We start from the raw sequence: 22,361 nt of genomic DNA on the forward strand, positions 1-22,361 counted from the left end.
CGGGCATTCCACAGGCTCAGTGCTTGAACGCGTCCTTCACGTTCTCGCCGGCCTTCTTCGCGTCGGCCGCGACCTGATCGGTCTGGCCTTCCGCTTCGAGCTTCTCGTTGCCGGTGACCTTGCCGGCACCCTCTTTGACCTTGCCGCCGAGGTCTTCAGCGGCGTTCTTGATCTTGTCGTCCAAGCCCATAGTGAGCTCCTTCCGTTGGCTCGGCGATGATGTTCTCATCGCCTTCCGATGCCCGGAGAAGCTCGTGCAACCCCGCGCGTTCCTCATTATCGGCACCGACCCTGTCAATCGGATGGGATTGACAGCCGCAGACCTCTGTGACATAACGATGCGCGGATGCTGCGCACGGTGCACATCCATCGGACTGCGCATTTCGCGGCGTAGGCTCGCCTCGACACCGAACGTAGGGAGTGGCGATGCAGCTGGGAATGGTCGGCCTCGGCCGGATGGGCGCGAACATCGTGCGCCGACTGATGCGCGACGGACACGAGTGCGTCGTGTACGACGTCAACCCCGCCTCGGTGGCCTCGCTGGTCGACGAGGGAGCGGTCGGCGGTGACAGCATCGCGGACTTCGTCTCGAAGCTGCAGACGCCCCGGGTGGTCTGGCTCATGATCCCCGCCGGACTCACCGGCATGGTCGTCGACCAGGTCGCCGAGGTGCTCGAGCCGGGCGACATCATCATCGACGGCGGCAACTCGAACTATCGCGACGACGTGCGCCGGGCGGCGAAGCTCAAGAGCACCGGCATCCACTACGTCGACGTGGGCACCAGCGGCGGTGTCTTCGGACTCGACCGCGGGTACTGCCTGATGGTGGGCGGCCCCGACGAGGCGTTCGAGATCATCGAGCCGGTGCTCAAGACGATCGCGCCCGGACCGGGCGAGATCGACCGCACGCCCGGTCGTTCGGGTTCCTACGCCCCCGAGGAGCAGGGCTATCTGCACTGCGGGCCCTCGGGCGCGGGTCACTTCGTGAAGATGGTGCACAACGGCATCGAATACGGCATCATGGCGGCGCTCGCCGAGGGACTCAACCTGCTCGACAACGCCGACGCCGGAGTGCGCGAGGCCGACCACTCCGCGGAGGTCGCCCCGCTAGAGGATCCGGAGTTCTATCAGTTCACGATCGACACCCCGAAAGTCACCGAACTCTGGCGCCGGGGATCGGTCATCTCGTCCTGGCTGCTGGATCTGGCTGCGGCCGCGCTCGAGGAGAACCCCACACTCGACGGCCTCGCCGGACGGGTGTCGGACTCGGGTGAAGGGCGCTGGACGGTCAAGGCCGCGGTCGACGTGGGGGTTCCGGTGCCGGTGCTGGCTGCCTCCCTGTTCGAGCGTTTCGCCTCGCGCGGCGAGGACCACTTCGCCAACCAGGTGCTGTCGGCGATGCGGCTGCAGTTCGGCGGCCACCAGGAGCTGCCCGCGGGCGATGTGCTCGAGGCGGGCGGTCGCAAGGCCGAGTCCGAGTGACCCCGCCCCGACGGTGACGTCGCGCGGCTCCCGGCGTACCGACGTCGCACAGCCGAGGCGACTAACGTTGCCGTCATGGCCTCTTCACATGATTCCGACACCCTCGAGGCGCAGGATGCTCCGCCCACGCTCACCTTCTCAGACCTGGGCCTCGACGACGGAGTGCTCAAAGCGCTGAAGGACGTCGGGTACGAGACGCCGTCGGCGATCCAGGCCGCGACGATCCCGCTGCTCCTCCAGGGGCGCGACGTCGTCGGACTCGCCCAGACGGGCACCGGCAAGACCGCGGCGTTCGCCCTGCCCATCCTGTCGCGTCTTGATCTCGCCCAGAAGACCCCGCAGGCGCTGGTGCTGGCACCGACGCGAGAACTCGCGCTGCAGGTGTGCGAGGCGTTCGAGAGCTACTCGGCGCACCTCCGTGGGGTGCACGTGCTGCCGGTCTACGGCGGGCAGGGCTACGGCCAGCAGCTGTCGGCGCTCCGTCGCGGCGTCCACATCGTCGTCGGCACCCCGGGCCGGATCATGGATCACCTCGACAAGGGGACGCTCGACCTCTCCGAGCTCAAATACCTCGTGCTCGACGAGGCCGACGAGATGCTCAAGATGGGCTTCGCCGAAGACGTCGAGACGATCCTCGCGGACACGCCCGACGACAAGCAGGTCGCCCTGTTCTCAGCGACGATGCCCGCGCAGATCCGGCGCATCTCGGCGCAGTACCTCCACGACCCCGAAGAGATCACGGTCAAGAACAAGACCACGACCTCGGCGAACACGACGCAGCGCTACCTGATGGTGTCGTACCCGCAGAAGGTCGATGCCCTCACGCGCATCCTCGAGGTCGAGAACTTCGAGGGCATGATCGTCTTCACGCGTACGAAGAACGAGACCGAGACGCTGGCCGAGAAGTTGCGCGCCCGCGGCTACACGGCCGCCGCGATCAACGGCGACGTGCCGCAGGTGCAGCGCGAGCGCACGGTCAACCAGCTCAAATCGGGCAAACTCGACATCCTCGTGGCAACCGACGTCGCGGCGCGTGGCCTCGATGTCGAGCGGATCAGCCACGTCATCAACTACGACCTGCCGATCGACACCGAGTCCTACGTCCACCGCATCGGCCGCACCGGCCGTGCCGGCCGGTCGGGTGCCGCCATCAGCTTCGTCACGCCGCGCGAGCGACGCATGCTCACCTCCATCGAGAAGGCCACCCGCCAGCCGCTCACCGAGATGAAGCTGCCGAGCGTCGACGACGTCACCGCGACGCGCTTGACCCGCTTCGACGACGCGATCACCGCGGCGCTCGCCGACCCCGCTCAGATCAGCCAGTTCCGCGATGTCGTCGCGCACTACGTGGCGCACCACGACGTCCCCGATGTGGATGTCGCCGCCGCGCTCGCCGTCGTCGCGCAGGGCGACCAGAAGCTGTTCGAAGAGGTCGAGGAGATCTCGCTCCCGCGCGCTGATCGCGGTGACCGCGACGGCGGGCGCTCGGGCGGCGAGCGGGCTGAGCGTCGTCCCCGCGCCGGCGGCGGGTCGATGACGACGTACAAGATCGCGGTGGGCCGTCGGCACAAAGTCGAGCCGCGCCAGATCGTCGGTGCGCTCGCCAACGAGGGCGGTCTGCGCCGGGAGGACTTCGGCGCGATCCAGATCCGCCCCGACTTCTCGCTCGTCGAGCTGCCGGCAGACCTCCCGGCGGCCACTCTCAAGCGGCTGGAGAACACCCGCATCAGCGGCAAGCTGATCGAGATGCAGCTCGACCGGGGCGCCCGCTCCGCGAAGCGCGAGGATCGTCCGCGCTACTGAACGGGGGAGCCCTTCGTCAGCAGCGCGGAGGCTCCAGCATCCGTGACAGCATGGCCAGCGCTTCGTCCTGCGGGGCGTCGGCGTCCAGCAGCCATTGGATCTGCAGGCCGTCGGAGGCCGCGATGACGAGCGCGGCGATGGCGTGCGGATCGACGTCGCGGCGCATGAGACCGCGCTCCTGACGGTCGGCGATCTGTGTCGCGAGCGTGTCCCGGAGATCGGCGAAGCGCTCGCGGGCGAACTCGGTCGCCGCCGGATGCCCGTCCTCGATGGCCGACGCGACGAGGGTCGAGTAGAGCTGCACCAGGCCCGGCACCTCACGGTTGCGTTCGGCCGAGACGGCCATCATCTCCACGGGGGAGAGGTCGCGGAGGGTGGCCTCGTGGTCATCCTCGCGTTTCGCGGCTTCGCGGTAGACCTCTACGAGCAGCTGCTCGCGCGATGAGAAGTAGTGCGTCAGGGCGGCGTGCGAGACGCCGATGCGCTCGGCGATGGCCCGCAGGGACGTCTTCTCGGCGCCGCGGGCCGCGAAGACCTCGATCGCGCGGTCGAGGATCTCCTGCCGGCGGGCGATGCCCTTGGCGTACGTGCCGCGCGCGCGTTCGCGGTCGGTGTCGTTCGCGTCTCTGGGCATGGGACCACTGTACTCAGCAAAAGCTCCGCGTGGAGGTTTCTTCTGGTAGCGTCGGACCGTCACGGCATCGCCCGTCAACGGAGACCAGGAAGAAGAACATCATGCAGCCCACCACATCGGTCCAGCTGTTCACCGTCAACGCCGCCCTCGAGGCCGACATGGACGGCACGCTCGCCAAGATCGCCGACGCCGGATTCACCTCCGTCGAACCCTACGACTTCGTCCGCCGTGCCGACGCCCTCGCCGCGGTGTTCTCGAAGTACGGGTTCGCGGCGCCCACCGGCCACGCCTTCCTCGCGTCGGAATCGTTCGTGAACCCGGACGGTTCGGGCTCGACCGTCCCGGTCCCCAGCCACGACGAGGTGTTCACGGCAGCCGAGACGCTGGGCATGAACCTCGTCATCGACCCCTACACGGCGCCCGCCCGATGGGAGACGCGCGAGCAGATCGAACAGACCGCGCGGCTCCTCAACGCCGCGGCGGCCTCCGCCCGCGCCCGTGGCCTGCGCGTCGGGTACCACAACCACGCTCACGAGCTCGAGGCGACGATCGACGGCCGCACGGGTCTCGAAGTGCTCGCAGAGCTGCTCGACGCCGACGTCGCTCTGGAGGTCGACCTGTACTGGGCCGCCCGCGCCGGAGTCGATGTGCCCGCGCTCCTCGGCCGCCTCGGCGACCGGGTGAAGGCCGTCCACGTCAAGGACGGCACCCTCGCCCCCGAGCTCCTGGCCGCCTACCCGCCGGCCGATCAGGTGCCGGCCGGACAGGGGAGCGTCCCCCTCGCGGACGCGCTGGCCGCAGCATCCGCCGTCGAATACGCCGTCGTCGAGTTCGACGCCTACGACGGCGACATCTATGACGCGATCGGTCAGAGCCGCGCATTCCTCGAAGCTCAGGCGACCCGCTGATGGCCACGACATCGGATGCCGTCGGCGTCGGCTTCATCGGAGCCGGGAACATCAGCGACACCTATCTCGAGAACCTCTCGTCCTTCCCCGACATCAGGGTGGTCGCCGTCGGCGACCTCGACGAGGATCGTGCACGCGCGCAGGCCGCGAAGCACGGTGTTCCGGCCGGGGGGAGCGTGCAATCGGTGCTCGATGATCCCGACGTCGAGATCGTCGTCAACCTGACGATCCCGGCGGCCCACGTCGAGGTCTCTTCGGCGGCGATCGCAGCGGGAAAGCACGTCTGGAGCGAGAAGCCGATCGGCGTCGACCGCGACAGCTCGCGCGCGCTCCTCGCGCAGGCAGCGGCCGCGGGCCTTCGGGTGGGCATCGCGCCCGACACCGTGCTCGGTCCCGGCGTGCAGTCGGCCAAGCGCGCGATCGCGCGCGGCGACATCGGTCGCCCGCTGTTCGCGCAGACCTCGTTCCAGTGGCAGGGCCCGGAGCTCTTCCACCCGAACCCCGCGTTCCTCTACGCCCGCGGTGCCGGTCCGCTGCTCGACATGGGGCCGTACTACGTCTCGGCGCTGGTGCACATCTTCGGACCCGTCGGCGCGGTCGCCGCTCTCGGGCTGTCGGCGACGCCGACCCGGCGCGTGCAGGTCGGCGAGCTCGCGGGTCAGGAGTTCCCCGTCGAGATCCCCTCCACCGTGTCGGTGCTCACCCGGTTCGAGCAGGGCGGCCAGGCGCAGAGCCTGTACAGCACCGACTCGGCGCTCCGGCGCCACGGCGTGTTCGAGATCAACGGCACCGAGGGGACGCTCGTCATCCCCGACCCGAACACGTTCGGTGGACGCATCGCGTTCGTCCGTCCGCTCGAGAAGATCGAGGTCCCGCCGGCGACCAACGTGCAGGAGTGGATCGAGGTCGAGCAGGACGGGGTCACGGTCGGCCGTGGTCTCGGGCTGCTCGACATGGCGCGCGCGATCCGTGAGGGTCGGCCCCACGTGGCGAGCGGCGAGCTGGGGTACCACGTGCTCGACACGCTCCTGTCGATCGAGGAGTCGGTGGTCTCGGGCGCGTTCGTGGAGGTCGGGAGCACGGTCGCGGCCGTCGGTTCGGTCTCGGCGGACTTCGACCCGTTCGCGCGCACGATCTGAGGCTGGCGCCGCGGCGCCGCGTGGCGGTGCGGCGGGGCGTGGCGTTCCGACGCTCGGACGCGCCGCGAGCGGTCGCGACATGCCGTTCGGCGCGTGCTCGGGTCGGTGAGCCGCGGCGTGTCGTGACCGTTCGCGGTGGCGCGGGGAACCGTCGCGCGCGGTCGTGCGAGGCATCCGCAGCGCCTCGTGGCGTTCCGACGTGGCGCGAGCGGTCGCGACATGCCGTTCGGCGCGTGCCCGGTCGGTGAGCCGCGGCGCGTCGTGACCGTTCGCGGTCGCGCGAGGAACGGAACACGTCGCGCGCGGTGCGCGAGCAACGGAACACGCCGCGCGCGGTCGCGCGAGGAACACCCGCGCGGCGCGGCGGGCGTCGCGTACCGCGGGGCGGGAGCCCGGCTTCCGTCGTCGGGCCGCGTGTCGGTGCATCCTGAGAGACTCGAGGGGTGAACCCCGACGCCGCCCCGCCCGTACCCGCGACGTCCGATCCGGCCGAGACCGGCACCCGCGGTGCGGCACTAGCGACGCTCCGCACGCTCGTCGGCCGCGACGACGTGGACTTCCACGAGGGACAGTTCGAGGCCATCGCGACCCTGGTCGACGGGCGTCGCCGCGCGCTGGTGGTGCAGCGGACGGGATGGGGCAAGTCTGCGGTCTACTTCGTGGCCACCCTGCTGCTGCGGCGGCGCGGGGCAGGCCCGACGGTACTCGTCTCGCCGCTGCTCGCCCTCATGCGTGACCAGATCTCGGCCGCCCAGCGGGCGGGTGTGCGCGCCGTCGCGATCAACTCCACGAACGCCCACGAGTGGGAAGACGTGCGCGCGGCGCTCGAGCGCGACGAGGTCGACGTGCTCCTGCTCTCTCCGGAACGTCTGAACAACCCCGCGTTCCGCGATCAGCAGCTTCCCGACCTGGTGGACCGCATGGGGATGCTGGTGGTCGACGAGGCCCACTGCATCAGCGACTGGGGGCACGACTTCCGCCCCGACTACCGACGCCTCGGCGACCTCATCGCCCAGATGCCGACCGGCGTGCCGATCCTCGCGACCACTGCGACGGCCAACAGCCGCGTGGTCACCGACATCGCCGAGCAGCTCGGCCGGGGGAGTGGGACGACGGATGCCGCGACGCGTGGAGGTGATCCCGACCTCGACGCGGAGGTGGTCACGATCCGGGGCCCGCTGGCCCGGGCATCCCTCCGACTGGGCGTGCTGCGCCTCTCCGATGCCCGCGCCCGCCTCGCCTGGCTGCTGACACACCTCGGCGACCTGCCCGGATCGGGGATCATCTACAGCCTCACCGTGTCGGGTGCCGAAGACACGGCCCGCCTCCTGCGTGAGGCGGGCCACGAGGTGCGCGCCTACACGGGCAGGACCGACCCGGCGGAGCGGGAGGAATCGGAGGCGATGCTCAAGGCCAACGAGGTGAAGGCGCTGGTGGCCACCAGCGCGCTCGGCATGGGGTTCGACAAACCCGACCTCGGGTTCGTCGTGCACCTCGGCGCACCGTCCTCGCCCGTCGCCTACTACCAGCAGGTCGGCCGTGCGGGTCGTGCCACCGCGAACGCGGACGTGCTGCTGCTGCCCGGTCCGGAGGACCCCGACATCTGGCGGTACTTCGCGACCGCATCGATGCCGACGCAGGAGCGCGCCGAGCGCGTCATCGCCGAACTGGGCGATCGGCCGATCTCGACGCCGGCGCTCGAGGCCCTCGTAGACATCCGACGCACACCCCTCGAGCTGCTGCTCAAGGTGCTCGACGTCGACGGCGCGGTGCGAAAAGTGCAGGGCGGGTGGGTGTCCACCGGCGTCGCGTGGACCTACGACGCCGAGCGGTACGAGCGCATCGCCGAGGCTCGACGGGCCGAGCAGCAGCACATGCTCGACTACGAGCGCACAGACGACTGCCGCATGGAGTTCCTCCAGCGCACGCTGGACGATCCGACCGCGGCGCGGTGCGGCCGCTGTGACAACTGCGCCGGCGCGTGGTTCGACTCCGGCGTCGCGTCCGAGGCGACGGATGCTGCGGCCGGCGCTCTTGCGCGGGTCGGCGTGCCCATCGAGCCGCGGGCGCAGTGGCCCGTCGGAGCCGACCGTCAGGGCGTGCCCGCCAAGGGTCGCATCGCCGCCGACGAGCGGTACGAGGAGGGACGTGCGTTGTCCCGGCTGAGCGATCTCGGCTGGGGAGGGGCTCTGCGCACGCTCTTCGCGCAGCCTGTCACAGACGCGCCGATCAGCCCCGCACTCTTGGACGCCGCCGTGCGGGTGCTCGCCGACTGGTCGTGGGAGCACCGACCCGTGGCCGTCGTGGCGATGCCGTCGCGCGGGCGCCCGCAGCTGATCGAGTCGGTCGCCCGAGGCCTTGCGAGTGCGGGCAGACTGCCCTACCTCGGTACGCTCGGTACGCGCAACGGCGGCCCGAGCGGCGGACCAGGCGGCAACAGCGTCTACCGACTCGCCGGGCTCTGGGACCGCTTCGACGCGTCGGGCCTCGACGTCCCGGGCGGACCCGTTCTGCTGATCGACGACCTCGCCGACAGCCGCTGGACGTTCACGGTCGCCGCCCGCGAGCTCCGGCGGGCGGGCGCTTCCGCCGTGCTTCCCTTCGCCCTCGCGCTGAACGGCTGATCGAGGACGCCCGTTCGCGCGAGCCGCGGGGGTTGACCCGCGTCGATCCGCCGCCTAGCGTTCACCGCGACGTGAGGAGTCGCAGATGATCGACACGACGAAGGGGTTCACGCTGACGCGTGTGCTCGACACCACCCCCGAAGAGGTCTGGAAAGCGTGGACCGATGCCGACGAGGCCGCCCAGTGGTGGCATCCGCGTGATCTGGTCACGCCGCGGGAATCCGTCCGCATCGACGCGCGGGTCGGAGGAGAGTACGCGTACACGATGGTGAACGAGACCGACGGCGAGGAGTACCCCACGGGCGGCGTCTATCGGGAGGTGGAGCCGCTGCGACGCCTGGTGTTCACGTGGGGCGACCCGTCGGCCGACCCGGACGACACCCCCATCGTCACGGTGACCATCGATGACCTCGGCGAGCTGACCCGCCTGACGTTCGATCTGCGCGGCGTCGACGGGGTGAGCGGGGACGACGAGTTCTACGACGGGTGGGACAGTGCCCTCGACCAACTGGTGGAGCATCTCGGTCAGACCGCCGTCCACGGCTGACTCGATCGCCACCGGCCTCGGACGCGGTCCTGCGTCCTCCCAGGCGTGGCAGAGTTGACGATCATGAGCACACGCACGATCGTCATCACGGGAGCCAGCGACGGAATCGGGGCAGCGGCGGCGCGCGAGCTGTCGAGCAAGGGCCATGAGGTGGTCGTGGTCGGGCGCTCCGCCCCGAAGACCAAGGCCGTCGCGGATGAGATCGGCGCCGAGTCGCATCTCGCGGACTTCTCCGACCTCGACGACGTCCGACGCCTCGCCGATGAGCTGGCGTCGCGGCATCCGCAGATCGACGTGCTCGCGAACAACGCCGGCGGCATCTTCGCCAGCGAACGCGCCGAGACCGAAGACGGGCACGAGATGACGTTCCAGGTGAACTACCTGGCTCCGTTCCTGCTCACCCATCTGCTCCACGACAACCTCGTGGCCGCGGGCGGCACGGTGATCAACACCTCGAGCGCGGCCGGCCGACTGTTCTCGAAGCTCGACCTCGACGACCTCGATGCCCGGCGGAACTACGACGCCCGCCGTGCTTACGGCAATGCGAAGCTCGCGCAGGTGATGTTCGCGAAGGAGCTCGACCGCCGTTACCGCGACGAGGGCGTCACCTCGACGGCCTTCCACCCCGGAGTGATCGGATCCAACTTCTCGGGCGACCCGGGTTCGGCGATGGCTGCCGTCTACCAGTCGAAGATCGCGCAGCGCTTCCTCGCGCCGGTGGAGAAGGGGGCTGACACCCTCGTCTACCTCGCCGAGCATGCGCCCGGCGTCGACTACCCGTCGGGTGAATACTTCGTCGACCGCAAACGCGCCCGTGCCCACCGGATGGCGTCGGATGCCGCGCTGGTCCGTCAGCTCTGGAACCGCTCCGCCGAGATGCTCGAGATCGGCTGACCCGGCCGGGATCATGCAGGAGGCTCAGGACCCGCGCGAGGCGGCGGCGCGCTACCGCCAGGGTCGTGCCGCGGCGCAGGATGCGACGGGTGCAGAACATGCGGCGCCCGACGGTGCCGCATCCGATCCGCCTCGCCCCGCCTCCGCGGAGCGCAGCTTCTCGGCTGAGGAGCACGCGGCGTACGTCGAGACGGCGATCCAGCAGGCCGTCCGCCGGGGCGAGTTCGACAACCTGGCGGGTGCCGGCAAGCCGCTGCCCGGCCTGGGATCGTCCCATGACCCGGACTGGTGGCTGCGTCGCAAGATCGAGAGGGAGGGGCTCACGGGGCTCGGTCCCCCCGCCCTCACCCTGCGCACCGAGTACGCCGGCCTGGACGCGCGGATCGATCAGTGGCGCTCGGAGGCGGAAGTGCGCGACCACCTGGAGGACTTCAACCGCCGAGTGATCGAGGCACGGCGGCAGCTGCTCGGAGGGCCGCCCGTCGTGACGCCGACGGTCGACGTGGACGAGCGGGTGCGGGAATGGAACGAGCGGCGGGATGCTGCGACTCGGGCACGATCCGATGTCGACGTCATAGCGACACCGCGTCGGCGACTGCCCGGGTGGACGCGCGCACGCCGACCTCGGTGACCGAGGACCGGGAGGGGTTCAGGCGGTCTGCCGACCGCACATTCCGCACTCGCCGGTCGCACTGACCTCGACCCAGCAGTCGGGGCACACGGCGCGCTCGTGGTCGGGGACGGGGGGCTTGCGCCCGGAGGGTTCGCGGCGCTCGGAGCTTCCCGGCGTGCGCGCCGGGGGACGGCTGCCGGCTGTGCGGGCCCGGGCCACCGGCGCGGCGGCGGGCGCGGGGGCGGCGACCGGTTCGGGCAGGTGGTCGGCGCAGTAGAAGCGGACGAAGCCGCCGTGCTGCTTCGGATGGCGGTGCTTGACGGCCCAGAGCTCGTCGCGCTCACGGGGCTCGGAGTCGCTCCCGCACACGGAACAGCGGGTGGCCTCCCCGGGGGCCAGGTCAGCGACACTCACGGGTGTCTCGAACGCGATCGTGTCGCGCCAATCGGATGTGGAGACGATCTTCATGGCGTGCCCTCCTGGTGCGCTCGCCCGCGCGTACGGATCGCTCGGGCATCGCACTCTCCACGGTACTCGCCCGCAGGACCCCGTCGGACCTCCGCTCGACCCGCGGCGTCCATCGGTGGACGCGACACGCCGCGCGCCGGCCATGTCGCACGGCGTGTCCCGACCCTGGCCGGTGACAGCGCACGCGGTCGGGAGAGGGTGCGAGCGCGATCGGCGCTCGACCGATGTTCGCGCTCACATCCGTTACCGGAATGTTGCAGAGCGGCGGCTCCCACCTGCTTGTGAGCGCTAACAGTGAGCGCTAACATCCTGATCACGGCCATGGCGGCCAGGCACCAGGAGCGCAGAGAAGCGCCTACCCGGAACGAACACGGAGGTTCATGCAATGAAGAAGATCATCTCGGTCGCGGCGGTCGGCGCACTGCTGATCGGACTCGCGGGATGCGCCGGCGGCGCAGACGCCGGCGCCGGGGCGAGCTCGGGTCCGAAGGCGCTCGACGAACTCGTCGTCGGGTTCGCCCAGGTCGGCGCGGAGTCCGGGTGGCGCACCGCCAACACGAAGGACATCCAGGCCGCGTTCTCCGAGGCCGACATCGAGCTCAAGTTCTCGGACGCACAGCAGAAGCAGGAGAATCAGATCAAGGCGATCCGGTCCTACATCCAGCAGGGCGTCGACTACATCGCGTTCTCGCCCGTCGTCGAGACCGGCTGGGACGCCGTCCTGAACGAGGCCAAGGCCGCGAACATCCCGGTGATCCTCACCGACCGGGCCGTGGACTCCGCCGATGACTCGCTGTACGTCTCCTTCCTCGGCTCGGACTTCATCGAGGAGGGGAAGAAAGCCGGCGCCTGGGTGCTCGACGAGTACAAGGACGCCAGCGCGCCCGTCAACATCGTCCAGCTCGAGGGCACGACCGGCGCCGCGCCCGCGATCGACCGCGCCGAAGGCTTCGCCGAGACCATCACGGAGAACCCGAACCTGAAGGTCATCGCGAGCCAGACCGGCGACTTCACCCGCGCCGGCGGCAAGCAGGTCATGGAGGCGATGCTGAAGTCCAACCCCGACATCGACCTGGTCTACGCACACAACGACGACATGGGCCTGGGCGCGATCGAGGCGATCGAGGCCGCCGGTCTCGTGCCGGGACAGGACATCAAGATCGTCACGGTGGACGCGGTCAAGGACGGCATGCAGGCCCTGGCCGACGGCAAGATCAACTTCATCGTCGAGTGCTCGCCGCTCCTCGGTGCCCAGCTGGTCGACATCATCAAGACGCTGAACGACGGCGGCACGGTGGAGAAGCGCATCGTGACGGAGGAGACGACGTTCACTCAGGAGCAGGCCGTCGCGGCTCTGCCGGACCGCCAGTACTGACGGACGAGCGGATGCCGCGGCATCCGCCCGCCCGACGTCCGCTTGACCCTGGTGGGGTGCGCGCCGGTCGCGCACCCCACCTCTACGCTCGACACACACCGCCCGCCTCGTTCGACGGAGAACACAGGATGACTGAGCTCACCCGGCCTGCCGCGCCCGCCGCCCACCCTCGTCCGGTCGTGGAGATGACCGACGTCTCGATCAGCTTCCCCGGTGTGAAGGCGCTCGACGGCGTCTCGTTCCGTATGTTCCCCGGCGAGGTCCATTCGCTGATGGGGGAGAACGGCGCGGGCAAGTCCACGCTGATCAAGGCGCTCACCGGGGTGTACCAGATCGACTCGGGATCGATCGTGCTCGACGGCGCGCCCGTGTCGTTCCGCGGTCCGGCGGATGCGCAGAACGCCGGCATCAGCACCGTCTACCAGGAGGTGAACCTCCTGCCGAACCTGTCGGTCGCCGAGAACATCATGCTGGGCCGCGAACCGCGTCGATTCGGGGCCATCGACGGTCGCCGCATGCGCAGGACCGCCAAGACGGTCCTCGAGGGGCTCGGTCTGGACGTCGACCCCGGTTCGCTCCTCGGCTCGCACTCGCTGGCCATTCAGCAGCTCATCGCGATCGCGCGCGCGATCAACATCGACGCGCGCGTGCTCATCCTCGACGAACCGACGTCGAGCCTCGACGCCGACGAAGTCGCCGAGCTCTTCCGCATCATCCGCTCGCTCAAGGACGACGGCGTGGCGATCCTCTTCGTGTCGCACTTCCTCGATCAGGTGTACGAGATCGCCGACCGTCTCACCGTCTTCCGCAACGGGCGCTTCGTCGGGGAGTACCTCACGCCCGATCTCCTGCGTATCGACCTCGTGCAGAAGATGATCGGCAAGGAGCTCACAACCCTGGAAGATCTCGAGCAGCGCGTGCAGGAGGCCGAGGCCGAGGGAGCGGATGCCACGGTCTTCGTCCGCGCGCGGGGCATCGGTCGTCGCGGGTCGGTGTCGCCGGTGGACATCACCATCCACGAGGGCGAGATCGTCGGCTTCGCGGGCCTGCTCGGTTCGGGCCGCACCGAGGTCGCGCGGCTGCTGGGCGGCATCGACCGGTCCGACGGCGGCCAGTTGACGCTCGCCGGCAAGCCCACGCGGCTGAGGACCCCGCGTCAGGCGCTCACGCGTCGGATCGCCTTCTCGAGCGAGAACCGGCGCTCCGAGGGCATCGTCGACGAGCTGACGGTGCGCGACAACATCGTGCTCGCCCTGCAGGCCGACCGGGGCTGGTTCCGCCCGATCCCGAAGAAGCGGCAGGACGAACTGGCCCAGAGCTACATTCAGGCGCTGAACATCCGCCCGGCGAACCCCGATGCGATCGTGCGGAACCTCTCGGGCGGCAACCAGCAGAAAGTGCTGCTCGCGCGCTGGCTGGCTGTCGCCCCGCGACTGCTGATCCTCGACGAACCGACCCGCGGCATCGACATCGGTGCGAAAGCCGAGATCCAGAAGCTGGTCTTCAGCCTGGCCGAGAACGGCATGAGCGTCGTCTACATCAGCGCCGAGCTCGAGGAGGTGCTGCGCCTGAGCCACCGCATCGTCGTGATGCGCGACCGGCAGAAAGTCGCCGACCTCGACAACGACGACCTCAGCGTCGACAGCCTGCTCGCCCTCATCGCCGACGGTGGGGCCGACGACGCGCCTGCCGGCACCCTCGTGTCATCTCCATCCGCCGACGACCGACCCGGAGCCCCCTCATGAGCACCGTCCTCGCCCGCACCTTCGCCAGTCGCCTTTTCTGGCCGATTGTCATGCTGCTCGCACTGTTCCTCATCAACGTGCTGGCCTTCCCCGGGTTCTTCTCGATCACCATCCGCGACGGCAACCTCTACGGCAGCCTGATCGACATCCTGCGCAACGGCGCTCCCACCTTGATCGTCGCGGTCGGCATGACGCTGGTGATCGCGACCCGGGGGATCGACCTCTCCGTGGGTGCGGTCTGCGCGATCTCCGGAGCCGTGGCCTGCAGCATCCTGCTGGGATCGTCCGACCCCACCAATCCCGGTACGGTCGCCGTGGCGATCGTGGTGGCGCTGGCGGTGGGTCTCGTCTGCGGGTTGTGGAACGGATTCCTCGTCTCGGTCTTCGGGATCCAGCCGATCATCGCCACCCTGATCCTCATGACAGCCGGGCGCGGCATCGCCATGCTCATCACCGAGGGTCAGATCCTCACGGTGAACAGCCCGCCGTTCAAGTCACTGGGCGCCGGGTTCTGGCTCGGGGTGCCGATCGCGGTCTTCATCGCCGCATTCATCTTCCTCGTGGCCGCCGTCCTCACCCGGCGTACGGCGCTCGGCATGCTCATCGAGGCCGTCGGCATCAACCCGGAGGCGAGCCGTCAGGCGGGCGTGCGCGCGCGGGGCCTGCTGTTCGCCGTCTACACCTTCGCCGCGGTCTGCGCCGCGGTGGCGGGACTCATCCTCACCGCCAACACGATGGCCGCCGACGCCAACAACACGGGCCTCTTCATCGAGCTCGACGCGATCCTCGCCGTCGTGATCGGCGGCACGTCGCTGGCCGGCGGGCGATACTCGCTGGCCGGCACCCTGGTGGGCGCGCTCGTGATCCAGACCCTCGTCACAACGGTCTACACCGTGGGCATCCCGCCGATCGCGACGATGGTGTTCAAGGCCGCGGTCGTCACGATCGTGTGCCTGCTGCAGTCGCCGACGACGAACGACGCGCTCGCCTCGTTCCGTCGCAAGCTCGCCCTGCGAGCCGGAAAGAAGAAGGAAGAGGTGGTGGCGGCATGAGCGCCGGCGCATTCTCCCCGCGGACGCCCGCGACCCCGCTGCAGCGCATCGGCGCGGGCATCCGCGACACGTTCACGAGTCCGAAGTACGGTCCGGTCCTGGTGACCGCCATCCTCTTCCTGGTCGTGTTCATCGGCGGCGGCGTCCGCTACCGCGGCTTCCTCACCGGTCAGGTGTTCCTGAACCTGTTCGTCGACAACGCCTACCTCATCGTGCTCGCCGTCGGGATGACGTTCGTGATCCTGACCGGCGGCATCGACCTATCGGTGGGTGCGGTCGTGGCCCTCTCGACGATGATCGCGGCGAGCCTGCTGCAGGCTGGGTGGGCGCCCGCGGCGGTGATCCCCATCATCCTGATCTGCACGAGCGTGCTCGGCCTGCTCGTCGGTCTGATGATCCACTACTTCAAGGTCCAGCCCTTCATCGCGACGCTCGCCGCGATGTTCCTCGCGCGCGGCCTGTGCTACGTGATCAGCCAGAACTCGATCTCGATCACCGATCCGGGGTTCATCGCGCTCGCCGTCACACGCATCCCCCTCGGCGGCGGCCTCTCGATCACCCCGAGCGTCATCATCGTGGTCGTGGTCGTGGCGGTCGCGGTGTGGGTGCTGCACCAGACGCGACTCGGCCGCACGGTCTACGCGATCGGAGGCGGCGAGCAGAGCGGAATGCTGATGGGGCTTCCCGTGGCACGCACGAAGGTGCTCGTCTACGTGATCAGCGGATTCTGCTCGGGGCTCGCCGGAATCCTGTTCACCTTCTACACGCTGTCGGGGTATCCGCTCACCGCGATCGGCACCGAACTCGATGCCATCGCCGCGGTCGTGATCGGCGGCACCCTCCTCGCGGGCGGGTACGGCTTCGTGCTCGGATCCGTCCTCGGAGTGCTGGTGCTCGGCATCATCCAGACGATCATCACGTTCGAAGGAACGCTGTCGTCGTGGTGGACGAAGATCTTCATCGGCGCGCTGCTGCTCGTCTTCATCCTCCTGCAGCGGGTGCTCACCGCGCGCCGGCGATGAGGACCGATGCGGGCGTGGTCCACTCGGACCCCGCACCGGATGCCGTGATAATGGGTGATCAGGCGCGCACCGGCGCGCGCGGGGGGATGCGGCGGGGCAGGTGAGCAGCAACGGCGACCGCACGCGGGGAGCGACGATCTTCGACGTCGCACGCCTCGCGGGAGTCTCGCATCAGACCGTCTCGCGGGTGCTGAACGACCTTCCCAACGTCCGTCCCGCGACGCGGGAGCGGGTCGAGCAGGCGATCCGGCAGCTGCGCTACGTGCCGTCGCAGGCGGCACGGGCGCTGGTCACCCGCCGCTCGCGCACGATCGGCGTCGTGGCGACAGGCCTGCCCGACTACGGGCCCTCGAGCATCGTGCTGACGATCAACGAGTCGGCGCGGGACGCCGGGTACGCCGTGATCACGACGAGTATCGCGGATGCTGCGGGCCCGAGTCTGCGGTCGGCGGCGGAGCTGCTGATCCGGCAGAACGTCGAGGCCATCGTGCTCATCGCCGCGGAGCGCTCGGCACTCGATGCGTTCGACGGGTGGGAGCTGGGTGTGCCGCTGGTCGCGGTGGCGTCGGAGTCGCGCGGACGCGCGCTGCGGGTGACCATCGACCAGTACGGCGGCGCCCGCACCGCGGTCTCGCACCTCATCGAGCTCGGTCACCGCGACATCCGTCACATCGGCGGCCCCGCAGGATCCATGGATGCCGAAGAGCGTCTGCGGGGGTGGCGGGACCGGCTGATCGAAGAGGGACTGCCCATCGGGGAGCACACCCGGGGGGATTGGACACCCGACGCGGGGTTCGCCGCCGGCGAGGCGCTGCTGGAGCACGGTGTGCCGGGTGCGGTCTTCGTCGCGAACGACCAGATGGCGCTGGGGCTGCTGCATGCGCTGGGTGCCGCGGGCGTGCGCGTGCCGCAGGATGTGAGCGTCATCGGGTTCGACGACATCCCCGAGGCGGCGCACTTCTCGCCGCCGCTGACCACGATCCGTCAGGACTTCGTCGCCCTCGGGCGCGACGCCATGATCGCGGTGCTCGCCCTTCTGCAGGACGAGCAGGCGGGAGCCGTCCCGCCCGCGCCGCGTCCGCCTCGGCTCGTCGTGCGCGGCAGCACGCGCGCGGTCTGACGCGGCGACCGCGGGGGATCAGACCTCGTCGCGCCAGGAGTGCTGCGGATCGAAACCGAGCAGCCGGCGGGCCTTGTCGATCGACAGCAGGGTCTCGTGCTCGCCGACGCCGGCCTTGACGGGCACTTCGGGGAAGACCTCGGCGATCAGCTCGGCGTTCGGACGCGACATGACCGTGTCGGCCGCCGCGATGATGAACCGTGCGAACCCGGGGGGCGCCACCTCGAGAGCGCGCGCGATCGCCTGCGCGCCGTCGCGAGCGTCGATGTAGCCCCAGAGATTCCACTTGCGGGCACGCGCGTCGGCGTCGAACGACGGGAATTCCGCGTAGTCCTCGGGCACCATCACGTTCGAGAAGCGGAGCGCGGTGATCGAGACATCCGGGTGCCAGCGCACGAGCTCGATCGCCATGGTCTCTTCGAGGTGCTTGACGAGCGAATACACGCTCTCCGGCCGCGCGGGGTACTCCTCGTCGACCGGGATGTAGGGCGGCGGTACGTCGAACGGGAGGCCGAGCACCGTCTCGCTCGACGCGTAGACGATCTTGCGGATGCCGAGGCGGATGGCCGCCCAGAACACGTTGAAGGTCGCCGGCATGTTGTTGTGGAACGTGGCGACGTCGGGACGGATGCCGGGAGCCGGGATCGCTCCGAGATGCACGAGGGCATCGAACCCGTCGTGCGTGTCGTTGACGGCGGTGAGGGCGTCCACCACCTGCCCGTAGTCGGTGAGGTCGACCTGCACGAAGTCGGCGGACCGCGTGCCGATCACGTCGAGACCGATGACCTCGTGGCCGGACGCCCGCAGTTCGCGGGCGACGACGGTGCCGAGTTTTCCTGATGATCCGGTGAGGGCGATGCGCATCGTGTCAGCCTGTCACGCATCGACGACGTCGAGGCCGCCCGCGGCGAGCCGTCGCAGACGCTCCCGGGCGAAGTCCTGCGCGCGCGGTCCGCTGCCGAGCGCTCTGCCGGTGACGGCGAGTACCAGGCGGGTGAGCGTCACCACGGGGAACGGCGAACGCCGGATGCCGAGCAGTCGGCGGTACCGTGCGGGGATGGTGGCCACGGCGCTGGCGAAGAGCAACCGGTACGCGGTGTTCATCGATCCCTCGAAGGGCGGTCGCCGCAGGAAGCTCACGACGTCCGCGACCCGATGCTCGTCGCCGATGTCGCCGCGCAGCACTCCGCGGGCGAGGAGGTCGTCGATGCGCGTCCGCATGTCGGCGGCGGTCTGCGGCGGTTCGGCGAGGCGCATGAGCCGTCCGGCCGTCGCCCAGTCCTTCACGTAGGCGTCGGGACCGCCCGGGATGGGCGCGCCCCATGCCTCGTGGCAGGTGAGGAACGAGTCCGTGAAGGCGATGTGCACCCATTCGACGAGGTCCGAGTCCGAGGCGCTGTACGACGAGGGGGTCCCGTCGCCGGCTCGATAGTCGCCCGTCACCCGCGTGTGGAAGCGCGCCACCCGCGCCGTCTCGCGTTCGGCCTGCGCCTGCGAGCCGAACGTGACGCAGATGATCCATCGCACGGTTCCGCTCAGGCGTCCCAGGGGGTCTTCCCGGTACCGCGACCAGTCGTGCACTCCGGCGAGGGCTCCGGGATGCAGCGCCTGCATGAGCAGGGCGCGGATGCCGGCGACCATCGTCGCGGTGCCCGCATGGACCGTCCACGCGGGCCCGTCCTCGAGGAAGAGCCCGGTGTCATCGCCGTCGGCGAGCTCGAGCACCCAGGGTGGTGTGCCGTCCGGGTCACCGGCGAGGGCGGTCAGCAGGCGTGCGCGCAGTGGGAGCGTGGTCATGACGGCATCGGGAGCCGCCGGAGCGGGAGAACGGGCATGATTCCAGCGTCGCACGCCCCACCGGGGCGAGGGTCGTGGCCCGCAGATCGCTCCTTCTCGCGGGATCGTCCGAGAGGGCGGCGCGACCGCCGAGCGCCCTGAGGTCATGCCACCGCGGGCAGGCGGACCACTAGCCTGAGCACGATGAGCGCAGCCGGTGCGGAACACGCTCCCCGGGTCGGGGTGCGGGATGTCGCGCGCCTGGCGGGGGTGTCGACGCAGACGGTCTCCCGTGTCATCAACGATGTGCCGAACGTGCGCGAAGACACGCGACAGCGCGTGCGCGAGGCCATGGCGACCCTCGACTACCGGGTCAACAACGCCGCCCGCTCGCTCGGGACGCGCACGACGCGCACGATCGGCGTCATCGCCTCGGATTCGACCCTGTACGGACCGTCGGTCGGGATCGCGGCCGTCGAGGCCGCCGCGCGCGCCGCGGGGCGCTGGGTGGCGACGGTGTACGCCGACGCGGGCGACGAGGCGTCGGTGCGGTCAGCGGTCGACCACCTCCGCGCCCAGGGGGTGGACGGGGTCATCCTGATCGCGCCCCACATCCGCACGCAGCGCATCGTGGCCGACGCAGGACTCCGGGTGCCGCTGGCCGCTCTGCACGAGGGCTCGGGCGCGCAGCGGCAGGCGGACGGCGTCGCGCTGGTGGTCGGCCACCTCGCCGATCTGGGCCACCGCGTGATCGCCCGGGTCGGCGGTCCCGGTGACTGGTGGGACGAGCGAGCGCGCGCGACAGGGTTCGAGTCCGCTCTCCGTGCGCGCGGTCTGGAGACCGGTCCGCAGTGGGCAGGGGACTGGTCGGCCGATTCCGGAGCCGCCGCCGCCCCCCGCGTGGCCGCCGCCGTGCGCGCTCCGGGCGGTCCGACGGCCGTCGTCGTCGCGAACGATCAGATGGCGCTCGGACTGATCGCCGGGCTGGAAGCGGCCGGTGTCGACGTGCCCGACGACGTCAGCGTGGCGGGCTTCGACGACAATCCGGATGCCGCGTACTACCGTCCCGCGCTCACCACGGTGCGTCTCGACATCGCCGGCGAGGCCGCGCGCGTCGTGGCGGCGGTGCTGGCCGTCGACGCGCCGACCCAGGGTCCACCGTCGGTCGTACCGCCCGTGCTGGCGGTGCGGGATTCGACCGCCCCTCTGCGCGCTGAGCGGCCCTGACACGACATCCTCCCGGCGGGGCGCTCCGCCCCGGCTCCCCACGTGCCGGGTCCCGGATGACTGCTCGCTGTGACGACACGCCGGTGAGTGTGACCGCCGGACGACGCACCGCCACGCTGAGCAGAGCTGAGGGACGCGGTCGGCCACGAGCCGGCCTGATCGGCGCCCCGCCCGGACCCGACGTGGATGGCGGCAACCCCGTGTTACCGGTAACATGGGGAGGACGCACCGAGACCGATGGAGGACTCCCGTGACCGACGACGAGACGACCGGGCCCCTCGCGGCCGCGAACGGCGAAGCATCCGTGTCGGCTGTCGGCTCCGCGGGTACGGCGCGGGCGGCGATCCTCGCCGGCCGGACGGCTCTGGGCATCGAACTCGGTTCGACCCGCATCAAGGCGTGCCTGATCGACCGCGACACCGCCGAGGTGCTGGCGGTCGGCGGCCACGCGTGGGAGAACGCCTTCGTCGACCGGGTCTGGACCTACTCGCTCGACGACGCCCGATCGGGGCTGCAGGCCGCCTACGCCGCACTTGTGGCCGACGTCGAGGCTCGACACGGCGTGCGCCCGACGACCTTCGGGGCGATCGGCGTCTCGGCGATGATGCACGGCTACCTGGCGTTCGACGACGCGGGCGAGCTGCTCGTGCCGTTCCGCACGTGGCGCAACACCACGACCGGCGCCGCCTCCGCCGAGCTGTCCGACCTGTTCGGCGCCAACATCCCGCTGCGCTGGTCGATCGCCCACCTGCACCAGGCGGTCCTCGACGGCGAGGAGCACGTCCCGCGGGTCTCGTTCCTCACGACGCTGGCCGGGTACGTTCACGGGCAGCTCACGGGCCGCACCGCGATCGGCGTGGGCGACGCATCCGGCATGTTCCCGATCGACGCCGCGACGCGGACGTACGACGAGCGGATGCTGCGAGCCTACGACCAACTCGTCGGCGATCGCCTGCCCGCTCCGATCGTCGAGCTGCTGCCGGAAGTGCTGCTCGCGGGTCAGGACGCCGGTGCGCTGACGGCCGCCGGCGCGGCCCTCCTCGACCCCTCCGGGGCGCTGCAGCCCGGTGTGCCGTTCTGCCCGCCCGAGGGTGATGCGGGCACGGGCATGGTCGCGACGAACTCCGTCGCCCCGCGCACCGGCAACGTCAGCGCCGGCACCAGCATCTTCGCGATGGTGGTGCTCGAATCCCCGCTGGCACGGGTGCACGACGAGCTGGACCTGGTGACGACCCCCGCCGGCGATCCGGTGGCGATGGTGCACTGCAACAACGGCGCGAGCGAGCTGGCGGCCTGGGCCGGTATGTTCGGGCAGTTCGCGGCGGCCGCGGGCGCCCCGCTGGACGGCGACGGCGTCTTCGACATCCTCTTCGCCGCGGCGCTCGACGGTGACGCGGACGCGGGCGGGCTCCTCGCGTACAACCACCTGGCGGGGGAGCCGATCGCCGGTCTCGCGGAAGGGCGGCCGTTGTTCGTCCGCACGCCCGACAGCAGGCTGACTCTTGCGAACTTCGTCCGCTCCCAGCTCTACGGCGTCTTCGCCACCCTCAGCCTCGGCATGCGCGTGCTCGCCGCCGAGGACGTCGCGCTCGAGAAGATGTACGCGCACGGCGGGCTGTTCCGCACCGCCGGCGTCGCACAGAGGATGCTCGCGGGTGCACTCGCCGCTCCCGTGGCCGTGGCGGCCACGGCGTCGGAGGGCGGGGCGTGGGGCGTCGCGGTGCTCGCGGCCTACCTCGATTCGGCCGGCGAGCTCGACCTGAGCGACTACCTGACGCAGCGCGTCTTCGCCACGGCCGAGATCGCCGTGGTCGACCCCGACCCGGCCGACGTCGCCGGTTTCGCCGGCTACCTCGACCGATACCGTGCGGGCCTCGCGGTCGAACGCGCCGCCGTCGTCGCCCTCTGAGCACGTCTCGTCTCACTTCGCTC

At 70.3% G+C, this 22,361-nt stretch carries 20 protein-coding genes; 15 read left to right on the forward strand and 5 right to left on the reverse strand.

Translation table 11 applies throughout. The features are described 5' to 3' along the window. Positions 1-16: 16 nt before the first annotated feature. Positions 17-190 carry a CsbD family protein gene (locus ACFXOO_RS00670; RefSeq protein ID WP_378843590.1) on the reverse strand — a complete coding sequence of 58 codons (174 nt, stop codon included), beginning with the start codon at positions 188-190 and terminating at the stop codon, positions 17-19. 236 nt (positions 191-426) lie between these two features. Between ACFXOO_RS00670 and gnd the strand changes: the two genes are divergently transcribed. Beyond that, positions 427-1,482: a phosphogluconate dehydrogenase (NAD(+)-dependent, decarboxylating) gene (gene gnd / locus ACFXOO_RS00675; protein WP_378843592.1), complete on the forward strand. Its 1,056-nt coding sequence runs from the start codon at positions 427-429 to the stop codon at positions 1,480-1,482. Positions 1,483-1,557: 75 nt separating this feature from the next. Then, the gene (locus tag ACFXOO_RS00680) at positions 1,558-3,285 is read left to right on the forward strand and encodes a DEAD/DEAH box helicase (RefSeq protein ID WP_378843594.1); all 1,728 of its coding nucleotides are present in this window, start codon (positions 1,558-1,560) and stop codon (positions 3,283-3,285) included. Positions 3,286-3,301: 16 nt separating this feature from the next. Here the strand turns inward: ACFXOO_RS00680 and ACFXOO_RS00685 are convergent, their stop codons facing one another. Next, positions 3,302-3,919, reverse strand: coding sequence for a TetR/AcrR family transcriptional regulator (locus tag ACFXOO_RS00685; protein WP_394562466.1), 618 nt, complete (start codon positions 3,917-3,919; stop codon positions 3,302-3,304). A 101-nt stretch (positions 3,920-4,020) separates the two neighbouring features. On the opposite strand from ACFXOO_RS00685, the gene ACFXOO_RS00690 reads away from it, so the two are divergent. The 6 genes from ACFXOO_RS00690 to ACFXOO_RS00715 all read left to right on the forward strand — a co-directional run bounded on the left by ACFXOO_RS00690 (position 4,021) and on the right by ACFXOO_RS00715 (position 10,662). After that, a complete protein-coding gene (locus tag ACFXOO_RS00690) occupies positions 4,021-4,827 on the forward strand; it encodes a sugar phosphate isomerase/epimerase family protein (protein ID WP_378843598.1) in 807 nt (268 codons plus the stop codon). Then, positions 4,827-5,966 carry a Gfo/Idh/MocA family protein gene (locus tag ACFXOO_RS00695; RefSeq protein WP_394562468.1) on the forward strand — a complete coding sequence of 380 codons (1,140 nt, stop codon included), beginning with the start codon at positions 4,827-4,829 and terminating at the stop codon, positions 5,964-5,966. The genes ACFXOO_RS00690 and ACFXOO_RS00695 overlap by 1 nt, the downstream gene beginning before the upstream one ends. Before the next feature lie 443 nt (positions 5,967-6,409). Further along, a complete protein-coding gene (locus tag ACFXOO_RS00700) occupies positions 6,410-8,590 on the forward strand; it encodes a RecQ family ATP-dependent DNA helicase (RefSeq protein WP_394562470.1) in 2,181 nt (726 codons plus the stop codon). Between the two features lie 85 nt (positions 8,591-8,675). Beyond that, positions 8,676-9,137, forward strand: coding sequence for an SRPBCC domain-containing protein (locus tag ACFXOO_RS00705; protein WP_378843604.1), 462 nt, complete (start codon positions 8,676-8,678; stop codon positions 9,135-9,137). Positions 9,138-9,200: 63 nt separating this feature from the next. Next, a complete protein-coding gene (locus tag ACFXOO_RS00710; RefSeq protein ID WP_378843606.1) occupies positions 9,201-10,031 on the forward strand; it encodes an SDR family NAD(P)-dependent oxidoreductase in 831 nt (276 codons plus the stop codon). 13 nt (positions 10,032-10,044) lie between these two features. Then, on the forward strand, positions 10,045-10,662 hold the full coding sequence (locus ACFXOO_RS00715) for a DUF1992 domain-containing protein (protein ID WP_394562472.1): 618 nt from the start codon (positions 10,045-10,047) through the stop codon (positions 10,660-10,662). 18 nt (positions 10,663-10,680) lie between these two features. Here ACFXOO_RS00715 and ACFXOO_RS00720 read toward each other — a convergent pair whose 3' ends face one another. After that, a complete protein-coding gene (locus ACFXOO_RS00720) occupies positions 10,681-11,112 on the reverse strand; it encodes a glucose-6-phosphate dehydrogenase (protein WP_378852347.1) in 432 nt (143 codons plus the stop codon). A 385-nt stretch (positions 11,113-11,497) separates the two neighbouring features. Between ACFXOO_RS00720 and ACFXOO_RS00725 the strand changes: the two genes are divergently transcribed. The 5 genes from ACFXOO_RS00725 to ACFXOO_RS00745 all read left to right on the forward strand — a co-directional run bounded on the left by ACFXOO_RS00725 (position 11,498) and on the right by ACFXOO_RS00745 (position 17,426). Beyond that, positions 11,498-12,487 carry an ABC transporter substrate-binding protein gene (locus ACFXOO_RS00725; RefSeq protein ID WP_378843612.1) on the forward strand — a complete coding sequence of 330 codons (990 nt, stop codon included), beginning with the start codon at positions 11,498-11,500 and terminating at the stop codon, positions 12,485-12,487. Between the two features lie 128 nt (positions 12,488-12,615). Then, a complete protein-coding gene (locus ACFXOO_RS00730) occupies positions 12,616-14,232 on the forward strand; it encodes a sugar ABC transporter ATP-binding protein (RefSeq protein ID WP_378843639.1) in 1,617 nt (538 codons plus the stop codon). Then, the gene (locus tag ACFXOO_RS00735; protein WP_378843641.1) at positions 14,229-15,284 is read left to right on the forward strand and encodes an ABC transporter permease; all 1,056 of its coding nucleotides are present in this window, start codon (positions 14,229-14,231) and stop codon (positions 15,282-15,284) included. The genes ACFXOO_RS00730 and ACFXOO_RS00735 overlap by 4 nt, the downstream gene beginning before the upstream one ends. Further along, positions 15,281-16,306, forward strand: coding sequence for a galactofuranose ABC transporter, permease protein YjfF (yjfF, locus tag ACFXOO_RS00740; RefSeq protein ID WP_378843643.1), 1,026 nt, complete (start codon positions 15,281-15,283; stop codon positions 16,304-16,306). Before ACFXOO_RS00735 ends, yjfF begins: the two co-directional genes overlap by 4 nt. A gap of 100 nt (positions 16,307-16,406) precedes the next feature. Beyond that, a complete protein-coding gene (locus ACFXOO_RS00745) occupies positions 16,407-17,426 on the forward strand; it encodes a LacI family DNA-binding transcriptional regulator (RefSeq protein ID WP_394562473.1) in 1,020 nt (339 codons plus the stop codon). 18 nt (positions 17,427-17,444) lie between these two features. On the opposite strand, the gene ACFXOO_RS00750 is transcribed toward ACFXOO_RS00745, so the two are convergent. After that, positions 17,445-18,290, reverse strand: a complete 846-nt coding sequence (locus ACFXOO_RS00750) for an NAD-dependent epimerase/dehydratase family protein (RefSeq protein ID WP_394562474.1) — start codon at positions 18,288-18,290, stop codon at positions 17,445-17,447. Positions 18,291-18,302: 12 nt separating this feature from the next. Next, positions 18,303-19,223: an oxygenase MpaB family protein gene (locus tag ACFXOO_RS00755; RefSeq protein ID WP_394562475.1), complete on the reverse strand. Its 921-nt coding sequence runs from the start codon at positions 19,221-19,223 to the stop codon at positions 18,303-18,305. A gap of 183 nt (positions 19,224-19,406) precedes the next feature. On the opposite strand from ACFXOO_RS00755, the gene ACFXOO_RS00760 reads away from it, so the two are divergent. Together ACFXOO_RS00760 and ACFXOO_RS00765 are read left to right on the forward strand one after the other, a co-directional pair. Next, on the forward strand, positions 19,407-20,429 hold the full coding sequence (locus ACFXOO_RS00760; RefSeq protein WP_394562477.1) for a LacI family DNA-binding transcriptional regulator: 1,023 nt from the start codon (positions 19,407-19,409) through the stop codon (positions 20,427-20,429). 304 nt (positions 20,430-20,733) lie between these two features. Further along, complete coding sequence (locus ACFXOO_RS00765; protein WP_378852400.1) at positions 20,734-22,338, forward strand: FGGY-family carbohydrate kinase; 1,605 nt, start codon at positions 20,734-20,736, stop codon at positions 22,336-22,338. The last annotated feature ends 23 nt before the right edge of the window (positions 22,339-22,361 follow it).

The sequence above is a fragment of the Microbacterium sp. P03 genome (genome assembly GCF_043556235.1).
Taxonomy (GTDB): Bacteria; Actinomycetota; Actinomycetes; order Actinomycetales; family Microbacteriaceae; genus Microbacterium.

Excerpts from the sequence above, each read along its gene's own strand:
- ACFXOO_RS00670 (WP_378843590.1), bottom strand. The coding sequence starts at position 190 with ATGGGCTTGGACGACAAGATCAAGAACGCCGCTGAAGACCTCGGCGGC.
- gnd (WP_378843592.1), top strand. The coding sequence starts at position 427 with ATGCAGCTGGGAATGGTCGGCCTCGGCCGGATGGGCGCGAACATCGTG.
- ACFXOO_RS00680 (WP_378843594.1), top strand. The coding sequence starts at position 1,558 with ATGGCCTCTTCACATGATTCCGACACCCTCGAGGCGCAGGATGCTCCG.
- ACFXOO_RS00685 (WP_394562466.1), bottom strand. The coding sequence starts at position 3,919 with ATGCCCAGAGACGCGAACGACACCGACCGCGAACGCGCGCGCGGCACG.
- ACFXOO_RS00690 (WP_378843598.1), top strand. The coding sequence starts at position 4,021 with ATGCAGCCCACCACATCGGTCCAGCTGTTCACCGTCAACGCCGCCCTC.
- ACFXOO_RS00695 (WP_394562468.1), top strand. The coding sequence starts at position 4,827 with ATGGCCACGACATCGGATGCCGTCGGCGTCGGCTTCATCGGAGCCGGG.
- ACFXOO_RS00705 (WP_378843604.1), top strand. The coding sequence starts at position 8,676 with ATGATCGACACGACGAAGGGGTTCACGCTGACGCGTGTGCTCGACACC.
- ACFXOO_RS00710 (WP_378843606.1), top strand. The coding sequence starts at position 9,201 with ATGAGCACACGCACGATCGTCATCACGGGAGCCAGCGACGGAATCGGG.
- ACFXOO_RS00715 (WP_394562472.1), top strand. The coding sequence starts at position 10,045 with ATGCAGGAGGCTCAGGACCCGCGCGAGGCGGCGGCGCGCTACCGCCAG.
- ACFXOO_RS00720 (WP_378852347.1), bottom strand. The coding sequence starts at position 11,112 with ATGAAGATCGTCTCCACATCCGATTGGCGCGACACGATCGCGTTCGAG.
- ACFXOO_RS00725 (WP_378843612.1), top strand. The coding sequence starts at position 11,498 with ATGAAGAAGATCATCTCGGTCGCGGCGGTCGGCGCACTGCTGATCGGA.
- ACFXOO_RS00730 (WP_378843639.1), top strand. The coding sequence starts at position 12,616 with ATGACTGAGCTCACCCGGCCTGCCGCGCCCGCCGCCCACCCTCGTCCG.
- ACFXOO_RS00735 (WP_378843641.1), top strand. The coding sequence starts at position 14,229 with ATGAGCACCGTCCTCGCCCGCACCTTCGCCAGTCGCCTTTTCTGGCCG.
- yjfF (WP_378843643.1), top strand. The coding sequence starts at position 15,281 with ATGAGCGCCGGCGCATTCTCCCCGCGGACGCCCGCGACCCCGCTGCAG.
- ACFXOO_RS00750 (WP_394562474.1), bottom strand. The coding sequence starts at position 18,290 with ATGCGCATCGCCCTCACCGGATCATCAGGAAAACTCGGCACCGTCGTC.
- ACFXOO_RS00755 (WP_394562475.1), bottom strand. The coding sequence starts at position 19,223 with ATGACCACGCTCCCACTGCGCGCACGCCTGCTGACCGCCCTCGCCGGT.
- ACFXOO_RS00760 (WP_394562477.1), top strand. The coding sequence starts at position 19,407 with ATGAGCGCAGCCGGTGCGGAACACGCTCCCCGGGTCGGGGTGCGGGAT.